Origin of the sequence: Yersinia sp. 2545 StPb PI, assembly GCF_052217125.1 — a bacterium.
GTDB classification, from domain to species: Bacteria; Pseudomonadota; Gammaproteobacteria; order Enterobacterales; family Enterobacteriaceae; genus Yersinia; species Yersinia enterocolitica_E.
Genome location: NZ_JAZGPY010000001.1, coordinates 1,770,803 through 1,787,223 on the forward strand (window position 1 = coordinate 1,770,803; position 16,421 = coordinate 1,787,223).

The window sequence follows — 16,421 nt, forward strand, 5'->3', positions numbered from 1 at the left end:
ATTAAAGCTCCTCACTGCGATGGGACAGCAGATTGGCAAATGAACCGTCAGACTGGCTGAGGGTGGAGTAATCACCTTGCTGAATCAGAAGGCCACTATCCATTACCCAGATTTGATCATAACCCAGCGTATCTTCTAACTGATGGGTAACCAGTAGCGTCGTCTGCCTGCGAGAGGCTTCCTCTAGTGCTTTCATCACCAACTGTTCACTGTGAGCATCAAGGCTGGCGGTGGGTTCATCCAGTAGCAATAAGCGGCACGGATTCAGTAAGGCGCGGGCAACGGCAACACGTTGCGCCTGCCCAACGGAGAGACGTGCAGAATGGTCGCCGACTTCAGTATTCAGCCCTTGTGGCAAATCAGCCAGGAATTCATTGATATAGGCACGCTCCACCGCCTGTTGTAATTGGCTGTGTGACGCATCTGGCTGGCCCAGCAAAATGTTGGCCGCCAGCGTCTGTTCCGGCAAATGTGGGTTTTGGCCAACCCAGCTTAATTGTCTACGCCACGCTGGTGCTTCCAGTTCGCGTAATTCAACCCCGTTCACTTTCAGTGAGCCACTATAGGGTAAAAAGCCCAGCAGCAGGTTGAGTAATGAACTTTTACCTGCGCCACTCAGACCAACAATGGCAACGCGTTTGCCTGCGGGTAATAAGAACGTCAACGGTCCGGCCAACCGGGTGCCATTAGGAGCCAGAATTTCCAGTTGGTCGGCTTCCAGGGTGATAGCTTGGTTACCTGTCAGCACTTGGTCACCTTGGCCAATCGCTTCGCCTTCACTACTCAAAAATGTGACCAGCGATTCTGCTGCGCCAACTGCCTGAGCTTTTGCGTGGTAAAACGTGCCTAAATCTCTCAGCGGTTGGAAGAATTCAGGGGCCAGGATCAATACCAGAAAACCCGCAAACAGGGTGACGCCAAAACCATAACTACCAAAATTCAGTTCACCCAAATAGGAAAAACCAAAGTAGACGGCAACCACGGCAATAGAGATGGCGGCGAAAAACTCTAATACGGCTGAAGATAAGAATGCCATACGCAGCACTTCCATGGTGCGGCGGCGGAAATCTTCTGAGGCATCACGAATTTGGTCGGTTTCTGCTTTAGCGCGGTTAAATAACCGTAACGTGTCTAATCCGCGTAAGCGATCAAGGAAGTTGCCACTCAACCGTGCCAGTGCGACAAAGTTACGCCGATTGGCGTCGGCGGCACCCATCCCGACCAGTGCCATAAACAGCGGGATCAATGGCGCGGTGACAAACAAGATCAAACCTGCCGCCCAGTTGATAGGGAAGACGGCAATCAGGATAAGCAATGGAATGAATACGGCCAGATACATCTGTGGTAGATAGCGGGAGTAGTAGTCCTGCATATCTTCAATTTGTTCCAGAATGATGGTTGCCCAACTGCCCGCGGGCTTACCTTTCACCCACGCAGGGCCGAGCTGTTCTAATCGGTCTAAAACGACATTACGGATCTGCTGGCGAACTTTCATTCCGCAGATAAATCCCACCCGTTCACGCAACCAACTGATCACGGCGCGCAATGCAAAGGTTCCGGCCAGTAGCCAAAAATCAGCAGTCAATGCCGATCGGGGGAGTTGGTCGATAATCAGAGATTGCAGCAGGGTGGCCAGTAACCATGCCTGAGCGATGATCAATAACCCGCTGAGGAGGCCAAGTAACATGGACAGGCGGAGCCAACGTTGCGCGGGGGCGCTTTGTTTTTTCAGCCAACGAATCAACTCATACTGTCTTGTTTTATTCATCAGGCAATTTATCTGCGCAGGGAGCTAGAAAATATCAAAAAGTGTCTGTCACCGTTGACGGTGGCAAACTCGCGAAAGGCAATATTACCTTGTCATGACGAGAGGTGAAACCATTAGGTTGTGATAGTCGCCGCATTCCACAACAGGAGTAATTTACTGTTTTTAATTGGGATGCGGGCGAGTGAAAATAAAAAACGGGTGGTTCACTTATCGTAAACCACCCGCCACATAGCGCTTGGATCCCCATGCGGAATCGTTACTTATCGTTTACTAGCCCATCCAGATAGCGTTCTGCATCCAGTGCCGCCATACAGCCGGTACCGGCGGAGGTAATTGCCTGGCGATAAATATGGTCCATAACATCGCCCGCAGCGAACACACCCGGAATGGAGGTTTGTGTGGCATTGCCTTGCAGACCTGACTGAACTTTGATGTAGCCGTTTTCCAGTGCCAACTGACCATCAAAGATGGCGGTATTTGGGCTGTGACCAATCGCAATGAAGACGCCAGCAACAGCAATCTCTTCTGTCTCACTGTTTTTGGTGGATTTAAGGCGGACACCGGTGACACCCATATCATCACCCAAAACTTCGTCCAAGGTGCGATCAGTGTGCAATACGATGTTGCCGTTTTTTACTTTTTCCATCAGGCGATCAATCAGGATTTTCTCTGAGCGGAAGCTATCACGACGATGAATTAAATGAACTTCAGCTGCGATATTCGCCAGATACAACGCCTCTTCAACCGCAGTATTACCGCCACCGACTACCGCCACTTTCTGATTCCGATAGAAGAAACCATCACAAGTCGCGCAGGCAGAGACCCCTTTGCCTTTGAAGGCTTCTTCTGACGCCATTCCCAGATAGCGGGCAGAAGCCCCTGTAGCAATAATCAGCGCGTCACAGGTGTACTCAGCACCATCACCAAACAGGCGGAATGGGCGGTTTTGCAAATCAACGCTGTTGATATGATCGAATAGAATCTCTGTTTGGAATTTTTCTGCATGCTCATGCATCCGCTCCATCAGAGCAGGACCAGTCAAGCCTTCAGGATCACCAGGCCAGTTCTCCACGTCAGTAGTGGTGGTTAACTGACCGCCTTTCTCCATTCCGGTAATCAATACAGGTTTCAGGTTGGCGCGTGCAGCATAAACCGCCGCAGTGTAACCCGCAGGGCCAGAACCCAGAATAATCAATTTGCTATGTTTAGCCGTGCTCATGAATACCTCTTTCCCACAATGGCGGACAATGTTAGCGATTGTAGGGAAAATTGGGCATTAAAAAAAGCAGACAAAAATGTTGTTAGCGATTTGTTTGATAGGTGATGCCTATTTAATGAACTAAATGTATTAAGAATCGGCAGTTAGCGGTGAAGCGACGTCAGGCTGCGGGCAAATTGGACCCAAATTAATTTTTACGTTACGCGCCAATTCGCGCTGAAAAGCTTTGACCCTATAAAAAATGTGGCTTGCAAGCCGATTGAGCAAAAAATAGCCATGACACAAAACCACCTTTTTGCACCATTTTATAGCAAATTTAGGACGAAAAAATAGCTAAGGGAAACACTCTGGGATTTTAATTCTGGCACGTTCTACTGATTTAACTTCTTTTACTTTGACAATCGGCTGTGCATTTGCGAAAACATCATAGGAAGAAGAAATTATCTGCGCGCCATAAATTTCAGATTTGGTATCAGTGATGCCAAGCGAAAACCCTGGAACGTTTTCGATTAATGCTGGATGGCGTGTGAAGTAAGTTCTCGAACAACTGTAGGGGGGAGTTTCTACGGCGGTTCGTGATGTGCTATCTCTTCCTCAACGCTAATAATCATCGAGTACCTCGCATACAGTTGGACAGACAGGGTGTGAGATAACAACGTGTTGATATATTTGCATAAAACAGGCTGCGGGTCGTTGTCTGTAGCAGGCTCGAAGTATAAGCACGATGAGAGCATGTCACAGACTCAAGGAAATTAAGAGAGACTATAAGATGATAGATAATAAAAAACGCCCGGGGAAAGAGCTTGATCGTATAGATCGTAACATCCTGAATGAATTACAAAAGGATGGGCGCATCTCTAACGTTGAGCTTTCAAAACGAGTAGGATTATCACCAACACCATGTTTGGAACGAGTTCGCCGCTTAGAGCGTCAGGGTTTCATCCAAGGTTATACCGCACTGCTTAATCCACAGTATTTGGATGCATCGCTGCTGGTTATCGTTGAGATTACTCTGAATCGTGGCGCTCCGGATGTGTTTGAGCAATTTAATGCCGCTGTTAAAAATCTTGAGGAAATTCAAGAGTGTCACCTGGTTTCCGGCGATTTCGACTATTTGTTGAAAACCCGCGTACCTGATATGTCTGCTTACCGTACATTACTCGGTGAGACCTTGCTTCGCCTGCCGGGCGTCAATGACACTCGTACCTATGTGGTCATGGAAGAAGTGAAGCAGAGTAACCGCCTAGTCATTAAAACGCGGTAAACAGGCAGGTGCAAAACCTGAGTAATTTGGTTACACTCCTGTTTATTCATACAGTTTCAACGCCGGGAGGGTTCTCGGCGTTGTCACTCATACCAGTTAACAGGAACCTGGAGAGCCTTTCTTGAGCCAGGAATATACAGAAGATAAAGAAGTTACCCTGAAAAAACTCAGCAGCGGGCGTCGTTTACTTGAGGCGGTTTTGATTGTGGTAACAATTTTGGCAGCCTACCTGATGGCGGCGCTGCTCAGTTTTAATCCTTCGGACCCAAGCTGGTCCCAAACTGCATGGCATGAGCCTATCCACAATCTTGGTGGGGGTATTGGTGCCTGGATGGCCGATACACTGTTCTTCACCTTTGGTGTTTTGGCTTACGCAATCCCTGTGATTATGGTGATGTTGTGCTGGGCGGCTTTCCGTCAGCGCGATGCCAATGAACACGTTGATTACTTTGCTCTTTCTTTACGTCTGATTGGCACATTAGCCCTGATTTTAACGTCATGTGGCCTGGCTGCATTGAATGTTGACGATCTTTATTACTTTGCCTCTGGTGGGGTAATTGGCAGTTTGTTCAGTAATGCCATGTTGCCGTGGTTCAATGGTGTCGGTGCAACACTGACATTGCTCTGTATCTGGGCTGTTGGCCTGACGCTGTTTACCGGCTGGTCATGGTTGGTCATTGCTGAGAAAATTGGCGGAGTGGTCTTAGGCTCACTGACATTTATGACTAATCGCTCACGTCGTGAAGAACGCTATGACGATGAAGATGACGATTATCAGGTTGAAGATTCCGACGTTGCTGAACAAGAGCAGCGGGCGGCTTCAAATAAAGCGCTAGCAGTAGGCGCGGCTAGCGCCGCACTTGCGGCATCTGCGGCTCATGCTGATGACGACGTGCTATTCTCCGCGCCATCAGCAACCGACGCCATCGCCAATGCGCCTGAGCCGGCCTTATCCCCAGCGCCGGGGTCCAATGGCGACTATGATCCTCTATTAAGCAGCCTGCGGGCAACAGATGATGACTATCAACCTGCTCCTAGGGTGATAGCCGAGTCTGTTAGCAGCCATAGCACGGCACCGATGACGGCTAACTCGACAGCGACACCGCCGTTATATTCGTTTGAAATTCCGCAAGAGATGCCATCACCGGTTCAGACTCGCGTTGCCACGCCTGTTGAGCGGCCAGAGCCACAAATGGGGGCATGGGATGTACCACCTGCACCTGTCAGCCATTCGCCGTTCGATTTCTCAACAGCACAGCGCCATAGTGATCAGGTCGATAGTGTTCCTAATGCGAACACTGGTTTTGGCCGTGCCCTTGATGGTTTGGCCGCAGTAAGTTCGGCCAGTGATCCACTGATTAGTGACCCATTGATCAATAGCAGCTTGTCAAATAACCCATTGTCTCATCACGGTTTGTCGGGAACAGCCATCGCCGCTGCGAGTGCAGCAGCGACGTTTATGCCAGCATTTACTGCTACTAGTGACACCGGTTCTCAGGTAAAACAGGGTATCGGTCCTGAGTTACCACGGCCAAACCCTGTGCGTATTCCAACGCGGCGTGAGTTGGCCTCTTACGGTATCAAGTTGCCTTCACAACGTATGGCGGAACAGGAACAACGCGAACAAGAAGCGCAAAATCCTCAGGTTACTGCAGCGTCGTTCGACAGCGAGCCTCTATCAGCAGATGATGATGCGTTGCAGCAGGCTATCTTGCGTAAAGCGTTTGCCGACCAGCAATCCGAGCGTTACGAGCAATCATCAGACGCAGGGGGTAATACGTTCACCGCCCCTGAGCCAGAAGATGAGCAAGCTTTAGAAGAAGCCGCATTACGGCAGGCATTCGCAGCACAACAACAGCATCGTTATGGGGCGGTTCAGCACCAAGACGTTGTTCATCACGAAGACTCTACTCATCACAAAAACAGTGTCGCAGAAGGAATGCAGCCTGTTGATATCCGCCGCGCCTATACATTCTCGCCGGTCGCAGATCTTGTTGATGATAGCCCTCGTGAGCCCTTGTTCACGCTTTCTCCCTATGTTGATGAAGGGGAACCCGCCGCTTCTCCAGACGCTATTTCGCCTGAGCAACCAGCGCAATATCAGCAGCCATCAGTGCATCAAACGCATTCAGGGCAAGTCACATCGGTGCCAGCACCCTATACGCAGTCTGCGGCAACGCCTACTTATGCACCGACAACAGCACATGCTCCGGCAATAGCCCCGTCTGCTGTTGAGCCAACAATACCGGTACCACCTGTCGCCCCCGTGCAACCAACGCCAGCAATGGACAGCTTGATTCACCCGTTCCTGATGCGTAATGATCAGCCGTTGATTAAACCGACCACACCACTGCCTACGCTTGATTTACTTTCTTCTCCGCCAGCGGAGGAAGAACCAGTTGATATGTTTGCTTTAGAGCAAACGGCTCGTCTGGTTGAAGCACGTTTAGGTGATTATCGGGTAAAAGCGGAAGTAGTGGGTATTTCTCCAGGGCCAGTCATTACTCGCTTTGAGTTGGATTTGGCTCCAGGTGTTAAAGCGTCGCGCATTTCCAATCTTTCCCGCGATTTGGCCCGTTCTCTATCAGCTATCGCTGTGCGTGTAGTAGAAGTTATTCCGGGCAAACCTTATGTCGGGCTTGAATTGCCGAATAAGCATCGTCAAACGGTCTACCTGAGGGAAGTGCTCGACTGTGCCAAATTCCGTGATAACCCTTCTCCGCTTGCTATTGTGCTTGGTAAAGATATTGCCGGGCAGCCGGTGGTGGCAGACTTAGCCAAAATGCCACACTTGCTGGTGGCCGGTACTACCGGTTCTGGTAAGTCGGTTGGGGTGAACGCGATGATCCTCAGTATCTTGTATAAAGCCACACCAGATGAGGTGCGCTTTATCATGATTGACCCGAAAATGCTGGAGTTATCGGTGTATGAAGGCATTCCTCATCTGCTAACCGAAGTGGTTACTGATATGAAGGATGCCGCGAATGCATTGCGCTGGTGTGTCGGCGAGATGGAACGGCGCTATAAATTGATGTCGGCGCTGGGCGTGCGTAATCTCGCAGGCTATAACGAGCGCGTAGCTCAGGCTGAAGCTATGGGGCGGCCAATCCCTGATCCATTCTGGAAGCCATCCGATAGCATGGACATCTCACCGCCGATGCTGGTGAAACTGCCTTATATCGTGGTGCTGGTGGATGAGTTTGCCGATTTAATGATGACAGTGGGCAAAAAAGTTGAAGAGTTGATAGCACGTCTGGCACAGAAAGCCCGTGCTGCCGGTATCCATCTGGTGCTGGCTACCCAGCGTCCATCGGTAGATGTCATCACCGGTTTGATAAAAGCTAACATTCCAACCCGTATCGCATTTACGGTTTCCAGTAAAATCGACTCACGGACTATCCTCGATCAGGGCGGCGCGGAATCACTGCTGGGGATGGGGGACATGCTGTATATGGCACCAAACTCTTCGATTCCGGTACGTGTGCACGGTGCCTTTGTCCGTGACCAAGAAGTGCATGCCGTGGTTAATGATTGGAAAGCCCGAGGTCGTCCTCAATACATTGAGAGCATTCTTAGTGGTAGTGAAGAAGGGGAAGGCGGTAGTCTTGGATTGGACAGTGATGAAGAGCTGGACCCACTGTTTGATCAGGCCGTGAGCTTTGTGTTAGAGAAACGCCGGGCGTCAATTTCTGGCGTGCAGCGCCAATTCCGTATTGGGTATAACCGTGCTGCACGTATTATCGAACAGATGGAAGCCCAGCAGATTGTGAGTACGCCGGGCCATAATGGTAATCGTGAAGTGTTGGCCCCGCCGCCACATGAGTAGTCATATTTTGCTCTGAGGAAGTTAACATATACCCAATAGATTTCGAGTTGCAGGTAGGCGGCAACGAAATGAACCCAAGGAGTTGAGATAACTCAATGAGTTGGGTGAGTGATGGCAGCTAACACCCCTGCATCTTGAAAGATGACGGGTATAGACAGGGCCGCTTTGCGGCCCTTATGCAAAGAAGCATAACCCCGTATTTATCAGAGAATTTTATAAGGTATTTAGAATAATGAAAAAACTGCTTGTTGCTTGCTGTCTGTTATCGGGTTTAATTTCAGCTTTAGTTCTGGCGGATGTCAGTACCGATTTGCAAGGTCGTCTGAGTAAGGTGAACAGTTTCCATGCTAATTTCTCGCAAAAAGTGACCAGCGCTGATGGCGCGACGGTGCAGGAAGGTGAAGGGGAGCTATGGGTGAAACGGCCAAATCTGTTTAACTGGCATATGACCTCACCGGATGAAAGCGTACTTATCTCAGACGGGGAAACCTTGTGGTTCTACAACCCCTTTGTTGAGCAGGCCACGGCAACCTGGTTGAAGAATGCAACCGGTAACACTCCGTTTATGCTGATTACCCGCAACAACCCGGATGACTGGAAACAGTACAATGTTAAGCAGAAAGGCGATGATTTTGAACTGACACCTAAAAGTGCCAGCGGTAATCTGAAGCAATTTGCCATTACGGTTACGCCGACGGGGACTATCAAGAGTTTTACTGCGGTTGAGCAAGATGGGCAGCGCAGTGCTTACACCCTGAAAGGCCAACAAAATAGCTCGGCTGACGCCAGCAAATTTAAATTTACCCTACCAAAAGGGGTGACGCTGGACGACCAGCGGCAGTGAGGTTTGCGTGAGTAATATGTCCCTCGACTTTTCCCAAAATGAGTTTCAACCACTGGCCGCGCGGATGCGACCTTTGACGTTGGATCAATATATTGGTCAGCAACATTTGCTGGCACCGGGTAAACCGCTACCACGGGCAATCGTTGCGGGGCAGTTACACTCCATGATCCTCTGGGGGCCACCTGGGACGGGCAAAACCACATTGGCCGAAATTATTGGTCGTTACGGCCAAGCTGATGTGGAACGCATTTCTGCCGTGACCTCCGGTATTAAAGAGATTCGTGAGGCCATCGAACGCGCACGGCAAAACCGTGATGCTGGTCGGCGCACTATCTTGTTTGTTGACGAAGTCCATCGTTTCAATAAAAGCCAGCAGGATGCTTTTTTGCCGCATATTGAGGATGGCACTATTACCTTTATCGGTGCTACGACTGAAAACCCCTCGTTTGAACTGAATTCGGCATTGCTCTCCAGAGCGCGGGTTTATTTGCTTAAGGCATTAACCGCCGCAGATATCGAGAAAGTGATTGATCAAGCGATGTCAGACGGCAGCCGTGGTTACGGTGGGCAGAATATCAAACTGCCGGACGAGACCCGCCGCATGATGTCGGAGCTGGTTGGTGGTGATGCTCGTCGCGCGTTAAACAGCCTTGAGATGATGGCAGATATGGCAGAAATAGATGCCAACGGGGTGCGAGTATTAACCCCTGATTTGCTGAAAGAAGTGTCTGGCGAGCGGAGCGCCCGTTTTGATAACAAAGGTGATCGTTATTATGATCTGATCTCGGCGGTGCATAAATCCATTCGCGGCTCGGCCCCGGATGCGGCGCTATATTGGTATGCGCGTATTATCACTGCAGGGGGGGATCCCCTTTATGTCGCCCGCCGTTTATTGGCTATTGCCTCGGAAGATGTCGGTAATGCCGATCCTCGTGCCATGCAAGTGGCTATATCAGCGTGGGACTGCTTTACTCGAGTCGGTCCGGCAGAAGGTGAAAGGGCGATTGCTCAGGCCATTGTTTATCTAGCTTGTGCACCAAAAAGTAATGCGGTTTATTCCGCGTTTAAAGCAGCGATGCAGGACGCGCGTGATAAGCCTGACTTTGATGTGCCAGAACACCTACGTAATGCACCGACCAAACTGATGAAAGAGATGGGGCTTGGGGCGGAGTACCGATATGCCCATGATGAACAGCATGCTTATGCTGCAGGTGAGAACTATTTCCCGCCAGAAATGGCCGCGACTCGCTACTATTCACCCTCATCCCGTGGTCTGGAAGGTAAAATCGGTGAAAAGCTGGCATGGTTGGCTGAGCAGGATCAAAATAGCCCGATAAAACGCTACCGCTAGTCTTGCTGTTGCGGTAAGGTTAGCGCTATATGGTAAGTGGCTGTTTATACCGCTTATGTCATGAAATTCTCCTTTAATAACCATTATGCCCAAAATAGTTGAAGTGGCAGGTAGGCAGCAAGTAAGCGAGTCTCGATGAGTTTACTGAGGTAAGTGATTCGGGTGAGAGAACGCTGCTAATACCGCTGCAACTTCAAAGATGAAAGGCATTCTATAACTACAAGCACAGGACTAGCATGCTCGATCCCAATATGCTGCGCAATGAGCTAGACGCAGTCGCCGAAAAACTTGCTCGCAGAGGTTTTAAACTTGATGTTGAGATGTTGCGCCAACAAGAAGAGCGCCGCAAAGTTTTACAGGTTGAAACAGAAAGTCTGCAAGCAGAACGTAACTCCCGATCGAAATTGATTGGTGCGGCCAAGGCGCGTGGCGAAGATATCGAACCATTACGTCTGGAAGTGAATGCGCTGGGTGAGAAGCTGGATGCGGCTAAGGCTGAGCTGGACAAACTGCAAAACGAAATCCGCTTACTGGCGTTGTCTATTCCTAACCTGCCGGATGATTCTGTCCCTGTGGGGAGAGATGAGAAAGACAATCTTGAAGTCAGCCGTTGGGGTGAGCCGCGTAAGTATGATTTTGAAGTGAGAGATCACGTCTCGCTGGGCGAAATGGCCGGTGGTCTTGATTTTGCTGCTGCAGTGAAGCTGACCGGTGCGCGTTTTGTGGTGATGAAAGGGCAAATAGCCCGTATGCACCGTGCGTTATCCCAGTTTATGCTGGACCTGCATACCGAAAAACACGGTTATCAAGAAGCTTATGTTCCTTATCTGGTTAACCATGCCACTTTGTATGGTACTGGCCAGTTACCTAAGTTTGGTGAAGATTTATTCCACACCAAACCGCTGGAAGAAGAGTCAGATAGCAGTAACTATGCACTGATTCCGACCGCTGAAGTGCCGCTGACCAATCTGGTACGCGATGAGATTCTGGAAGAAGACACTCTGCCATTGAAAATGACGGCCCATACCCCATGCTTCCGTTCTGAAGCGGGTTCCTATGGTCGTGATACCCGTGGCTTGATTCGTATGCATCAGTTCGACAAAGTTGAGATGGTGCAGATTACTCGCCCGGAAGATTCGATGGCGGCACTGGAAGAGTTGACCGGTCATGCAGAGAAAGTTCTGCAATTACTGGGCCTGCCATACCGCAAAGTGCTGCTGTGTACTGGTGATATGGGCTTTGGTTCCAGCAAGACTTACGATTTGGAAGTATGGCTGCCAGCGCAGGATACTTACCGTGAAATCTCTTCCTGTTCTAACATGTGGGATTTCCAGGCGCGCCGTATGCAAGCTCGTTGCCGCAATAAAACCGATAGAAAAACCCGTTTAGTTCATACCCTGAATGGTTCTGGTTTGGCGGTTGGCCGCACCCTGGTTGCAGTGATTGAAAACTACCAGCAGGCAGATGGCCGAATTGAGGTTCCAGAAGTATTACGCCCATATATGGGTGGCCTGGACTTTATCGGTTAATAACATACGGATTAATCACTAATCCAATATGCAGAAAGCGCCCCAGGGCGCTTTTTCTTTTTGGCGTATAGCCAGAGTAAAGGCTGAAGGTTGCTCGTAGGTGCTTCCAACATATCGTGCTATCCCCTCCCGCGCAGTAATTGACTTTTATATCGCCGGTGGCATGATGCGCTCACTTTTATCGTCCCGACGGCTCCTGTCTTATTATGTCCGCATATTCTCGCCCGGTTCTGCTTCTGCTCTGTGGGCTTTTGCTGTTTACGATTTCTATCGCAGTGCTAAATACATTGGTTCCCTTATGGTTATCCCATCAACAATTGCCGACTTGGCAGGTGGGGATGGTTAGCTCGTCTTATTTTAGTGGGAATCTGGTTGGGACACTGATTGCGGGGCGCTTGATCCAGCAACTTGGATTTAATCGCAGCTACCATTACGCCTGTTTTTTATTTGCGTTGGCGACTTGCGGATTAATGCTATCAGTGGATTTCTGGAGTTGGCTGGGGTGGCGCTTTTTGGCCGGCGTGGCTTGCGCCCTGATTTGGGTCATTGTCGAAAGTGCGTTACTGCGCAGCGGCACGTTAGCTAACCGTGGGCAACTGCTGGCAGCTTATATGATGGTCTACTATCTGGGAACCGTCACCGGGCAATTATTATTAGGTGTCGTGTCAACGCAATTACTCAATGTTATCCCTTGGGTCAGTACATTGGTTATTACAGCTATGCTGCCGCTGCTGTTTGCCCACTTCTCACATCAGGGTAGCAGTGAGTCCTCACACATTGCCATTTGGCCGATGCTTAAGCGCCGTAGCGCTCGCCTGGGTATTAATGGCTGCATTATCTCAGGGGTACTGTTAGGTTCGCTCTATGGCCTGTTGCCGCTCTATTTATCGCATCAGGGCATGAGTGATGCCAGCGTTGGATGGTGGATGGCTTTGCTGGTTAGCTCAGGCATTATCGGTCAATGGCCGATAGGCAAAATGGCGGACCGTTATGGTCGTTTACTGGTGCTGCGCATTCAAGTGTTTGTCGTCATCCTCGGCAGTGTAGCCATTTTAGGTAATTATGCCTTGGCCCCGGCATTATTTATTCTGGGGTGTGCCGGTTTTACCCTTTATCCGGTCGCCATGGCCTGGGCGTGTGAAAAGGCCAGCGCTGATGAATTAGTGGCAATGAATCAGGCATTACTGATGAGTTATACCCTCGGTAGTCTGACCGGCCCGACAATGACCTCGCTGCTGATGCAGCGCTATTCCGATAATTTACTGTTTATCATGATAGCCGCTGTCGCCTTAGTGTATTTGATGATGTTGCTGCGTAAGCCAGGTAAACAACAGACCCCTTACGCTGCCATATAACAACCAAAAAAATACCGCCAGTGGCATAACCCAATTTGGCGGTATCTATGGGGATGCGTTAATTAACTGACTACGCCCCCCTTCTTGTTTGAAGTTGCCGCACCATTAGCTGCTTGCAACTGTAATGACTTAATATATTACTTTGTGACCATAGCTTTCGAGAATGCCTTTCACCCGATCCATGATCTCTGTGGTAGGGGGCTTCACCCCATCCAGTTTGTATTCTTCGCCCATGGCGACCCATTTGTGCTTACCCAACTCATGGTAAGGCAGTAATTCGATTTTCTCGATATTGGTCATGTTCTGGGTAAACTCACCTAACATGTGCGCCGATTTATCATCATCTGACCAACCCGGCACCACCACATAGCGGATCCAGGTTTTCTGGTTACGTTTTGCCAAGTAACGGGCAAACTCCAGTGTTCGATGATTCGATACCCCCACCAGATTCTGATGCACACTGTCATCCATCTGTTTTAAATCCAGCATCACTAAATCTGTGGCATCAAGTAACTCATCGATGACCGGATCATAACGGCGTACAAAACCGTTGGTATCCAGACAGGTATGGATGCCTACTTCATGACACGCACGAAACCAATCGCGCACAAACTCGGCCTGCAAAATAGCTTCGCCACCTGATGCAGTCACACCGCCGCCAGAGGCATTCATAAAGTGGCGATAGGTGATGGCTTCTTTGACTAATTCTTCAACGGTAACTTCTTTACCGCCGTGGGTATCCCAAGTATCACGGTTATGGCAATACAGGCAACGCATCAAGCAGCCCTGGAAGAATACGATAAATCGGATACCCGGGCCGTCAACAGTGCCACAGGATTCGAATGAGTGAATACGACCAAGTACTGACATAGCAGGATTTCTCCAACGCTGGATGAATAAAGGCCCCACTAAAGTGGAGCCTTTAAGTTTATGCCATTTTACTGCGGCAGGGAATTATATCGACTGTGTAAAGGTACGAGTAATTACATCCTGCTGTTGTTCTTTGGTCAGCGAGTTGAAACGTACTGCGTAACCTGATACACGGATAGTCAACTGCGGATATTTTTCCGGGTTTTCCATCGCGTCTAACAGCATTTCACGGTTCATTACGTTCACGTTCAGGTGTTGACCACCTTCGATGGACGCTTCGTGATGGAAGTAACCATCCATCAGACCGGCTAGGTTAGCTTTACGTACTTCGTCGTCTTTGCCTAATGCGTTTGGCACGATAGAGAAGGTGTAAGAGATACCATCTTTCGCGTAAGCAAACGGCAGTTTAGCAACCGAAGTCAGAGAGGCAACAGCACCTTTCTGGTCACGGCCATGCATTGGGTTAGCACCTGGACCGAATGGCGCACCAGCACGGCGACCATCTGGGGTGTTACCGGTTTTCTTACCATAAACCACGTTAGAGGTGATGGTCAGCACGGACTGAGTTGCCACTGCACCACGGTAAGTACGCAGCTTCTGAATTTTCTTCATGAAGCGCTCAACCAGGTCACAAGCGATATCATCAACGCGTGAATCGTTGTTACCAAACTGTGGATATTCGCCTTCGATGTTGAAGTCGATAGCCAGGCCGTCAGCATCACGGATGGTGCTTACTTTGGCATACTTGATAGCAGACAGGGAGTCAGCCGCAACAGACAGACCTGCAATACCACATGCCATAGTACGGTAAACATCACGGTCATGCAGTGCCATTAGCGCAGCTTCATAGCTGTACTTGTCATGCATGTAATGGATGATGTTCAGCGCGGTAACGTATTGTTTAGCCAGCCAATCCATAAAGTGGTCCATGCGTTCCATGACTTTGTCATAGTCCAGCACGTCATCCATCATTGGCGCTTCTTTCGGGCCAACCTGGATCTTCATTTTTTCATCAACGCCGCCGTTGATTGCGTACAACATGGTTTTTGCCAGGTTGGCACGGGCACCAAAGAACTGCATTTGTTTACCGACAATCATCGGGCTAACACAACAAGCGATAGCATAGTCATCGTTGTTGAAGTCAGGGCGCATCAGATCATCGTTTTCATATTGCACAGATGAAGTATCGATGGAGACTTTAGCAGCATACTTTTTAAAATTCAGTGGCAGCTTTTCAGACCATAGAATGGTCATGTTCGGCTCTGGAGACGGCCCCATAGTGTACAGGGTGTTCAGGAAGCGGAAGCTGGTTTTGGTCACTAGAGTACGGCCATCAACGCCCATACCGGCCAGAGACTCAGTTGCCCAGATTGGGTCACCAGAGAACAGTTCATCATACTCAGGGGTACGCAGGAAGCGAACCATACGCAGTTTCATAACCAAATGGTCAATCAATTCCTGCGCTTCAATTTCAGTCAGCTTACCTTCTTTCATGTCACGTTCGATGTACACGTCAAGGAAGGTAGATACACGACCGAAGGACATTGCCGCACCGTTTTGGGATTTAACCGCAGCTAAATAGCCGAAGTAGGTCCACTGTACTGCTTCACGGGCGTTAGTTGCCGGACCTGAGATATCACAGCCATATTTGGCCGCCATTTCTTTGATTTGAGCCAGAGCACGATGCTGTTCAGCAATTTCTTCGCGCAACTGGATAGTCATTTCCAGGTCTTTACCGTTTTCCAAATCATCTTGCAATGAATTGAACTGGGCCAGTTTGTCTTTCATCAGGAAGTCGATACCGTAAACGGCTACACGACGATAGTCACCGATGATACGGCCACGGCCATAGGCATCTGGCAAACCAGTCAGTACACCAGATTTACGGCAGTTCAGGATGTCTTTGGTATAAACGTCGAACACACCTTGGTTGTGTGTTTTACGGTAATCGGTGAAGACTTTTTTCAGTTGTGGGTCAAGTTCACGACCATAAACTTTGCAAGAGCCTTCTACCATTTTAATGCCACCGAATGGGATCAGTGCACGTTTCAATGGTTTTTCAGTCTGCAAGCCAACGATGGTTTCCAGATCTTTATTAATATAGCCAGCATCATGAGATGTGATGGTTGCAGCTACGTCGGTATCGAAATCAACTGGCGCATGGGTGCGGTTTTCCAGTTTGATGCCTTCCATAACCTGCGCCCACAGTTTGTCGGTCGCATCGGTAGGGCCGGCAAGGAAGGACTCATCGCCTTCATAAGGGGTATAGTTCTTCTGGATGAAGTCACGAACGTTTACACCGTTCTGCCAGTCACCCTTGGTAAAACCTTGCCATGCTTTGGCCAATTTTTCATTAAGTTCGGTCATAATGCATCTACCTTTTAATGTTAATTTC

At 49.4% G+C, this 16,421-nt stretch carries 10 protein-coding genes; 6 read left to right on the top strand and 4 right to left on the bottom strand.

The genetic code is table 11. The annotated features are described in order from the left end of the window. Nucleotide 1: 1 nt before the first annotated feature. Together cydD and trxB are read right to left on the bottom strand one after the other, a co-directional pair. On the bottom strand, nucleotides 2-1,768 hold the full coding sequence (gene cydD, locus V1955_RS08145; RefSeq protein WP_442820773.1) for a heme ABC transporter permease/ATP-binding protein CydD: 1,767 nt from the start codon (nucleotides 1,766-1,768) through the stop codon (nucleotides 2-4). 256 nt (nucleotides 1,769-2,024) lie between these two features. Continuing rightward, nucleotides 2,025-2,987 carry a thioredoxin-disulfide reductase gene (trxB, locus tag V1955_RS08150; protein WP_372559344.1) on the bottom strand — a complete coding sequence of 321 codons (963 nt, stop codon included), beginning with the start codon at nucleotides 2,985-2,987 and terminating at the stop codon, nucleotides 2,025-2,027. A 769-nt stretch (nucleotides 2,988-3,756) separates the two neighbouring features. Here trxB and lrp point away from each other — a divergent pair. The 6 genes from lrp to V1955_RS08180 all read left to right on the top strand — a co-directional run bounded on the left by lrp (nucleotide 3,757) and on the right by V1955_RS08180 (nucleotide 13,156). Further along, nucleotides 3,757-4,251 carry a leucine-responsive transcriptional regulator Lrp gene (gene lrp, locus V1955_RS08155; RefSeq protein ID WP_005184714.1) on the top strand — a complete coding sequence of 165 codons (495 nt, stop codon included), beginning with the start codon at nucleotides 3,757-3,759 and terminating at the stop codon, nucleotides 4,249-4,251. Nucleotides 4,252-4,372: 121 nt separating this feature from the next. Then, entirely contained in the window at nucleotides 4,373-8,077 is a 3,705-nt protein-coding gene (locus V1955_RS08160) for a DNA translocase FtsK 4TM domain-containing protein (RefSeq protein ID WP_442820774.1), read from the top strand. A gap of 232 nt (nucleotides 8,078-8,309) precedes the next feature. After that, nucleotides 8,310-8,921: an outer membrane lipoprotein chaperone LolA gene (gene lolA / locus V1955_RS08165; protein ID WP_442820775.1), complete on the top strand. Its 612-nt coding sequence runs from the start codon at nucleotides 8,310-8,312 to the stop codon at nucleotides 8,919-8,921. Between the two features lie 7 nt (nucleotides 8,922-8,928). Continuing rightward, complete coding sequence (locus tag V1955_RS08170) at nucleotides 8,929-10,272, top strand: replication-associated recombination protein A (RefSeq protein ID WP_372569320.1); 1,344 nt, start codon at nucleotides 8,929-8,931, stop codon at nucleotides 10,270-10,272. 236 nt (nucleotides 10,273-10,508) lie between these two features. Then, nucleotides 10,509-11,801: a serine--tRNA ligase gene (gene serS, locus V1955_RS08175; protein WP_083158430.1), complete on the top strand. Its 1,293-nt coding sequence runs from the start codon at nucleotides 10,509-10,511 to the stop codon at nucleotides 11,799-11,801. 206 nt (nucleotides 11,802-12,007) lie between these two features. Next, nucleotides 12,008-13,156, top strand: a complete 1,149-nt coding sequence (locus V1955_RS08180; protein ID WP_083158431.1) for an MFS transporter — start codon at nucleotides 12,008-12,010, stop codon at nucleotides 13,154-13,156. Between the two features lie 129 nt (nucleotides 13,157-13,285). On the opposite strand, the gene pflA is transcribed toward V1955_RS08180, so the two are convergent. Then, nucleotides 13,286-14,026 carry a pyruvate formate lyase 1-activating protein gene (gene pflA, locus V1955_RS08185; protein ID WP_083158432.1) on the bottom strand — a complete coding sequence of 247 codons (741 nt, stop codon included), beginning with the start codon at nucleotides 14,024-14,026 and terminating at the stop codon, nucleotides 13,286-13,288. 84 nt (nucleotides 14,027-14,110) lie between these two features. After that, the gene (gene pflB / locus V1955_RS08190) at nucleotides 14,111-16,393 is read right to left on the bottom strand and encodes a formate C-acetyltransferase (RefSeq protein WP_083158433.1); all 2,283 of its coding nucleotides are present in this window, start codon (nucleotides 16,391-16,393) and stop codon (nucleotides 14,111-14,113) included. Nucleotides 16,394-16,421: the final 28 nt, after the last annotated feature.

Coding starts and splice junctions, on each gene's coding strand:
- V1955_RS08180 (WP_083158431.1), top strand. CDS start 12,008: ATGTCCGCATATTCTCGCCCGGTTCTGCTTCTGCTCTGTGGGCTTTTG.
- serS (WP_083158430.1), top strand. CDS start 10,509: ATGCTCGATCCCAATATGCTGCGCAATGAGCTAGACGCAGTCGCCGAA.
- lrp (WP_005184714.1), top strand. CDS start 3,757: ATGATAGATAATAAAAAACGCCCGGGGAAAGAGCTTGATCGTATAGAT.
- pflB (WP_083158433.1), bottom strand. CDS start 16,393: ATGACCGAACTTAATGAAAAATTGGCCAAAGCATGGCAAGGTTTTACC.
- trxB (WP_372559344.1), bottom strand. CDS start 2,987: ATGAGCACGGCTAAACATAGCAAATTGATTATTCTGGGTTCTGGCCCT.
- lolA (WP_442820775.1), top strand. CDS start 8,310: ATGAAAAAACTGCTTGTTGCTTGCTGTCTGTTATCGGGTTTAATTTCA.
- pflA (WP_083158432.1), bottom strand. CDS start 14,026: ATGTCAGTACTTGGTCGTATTCACTCATTCGAATCCTGTGGCACTGTT.
- cydD (WP_442820773.1), bottom strand. CDS start 1,768: ATGAATAAAACAAGACAGTATGAGTTGATTCGTTGGCTGAAAAAACAA.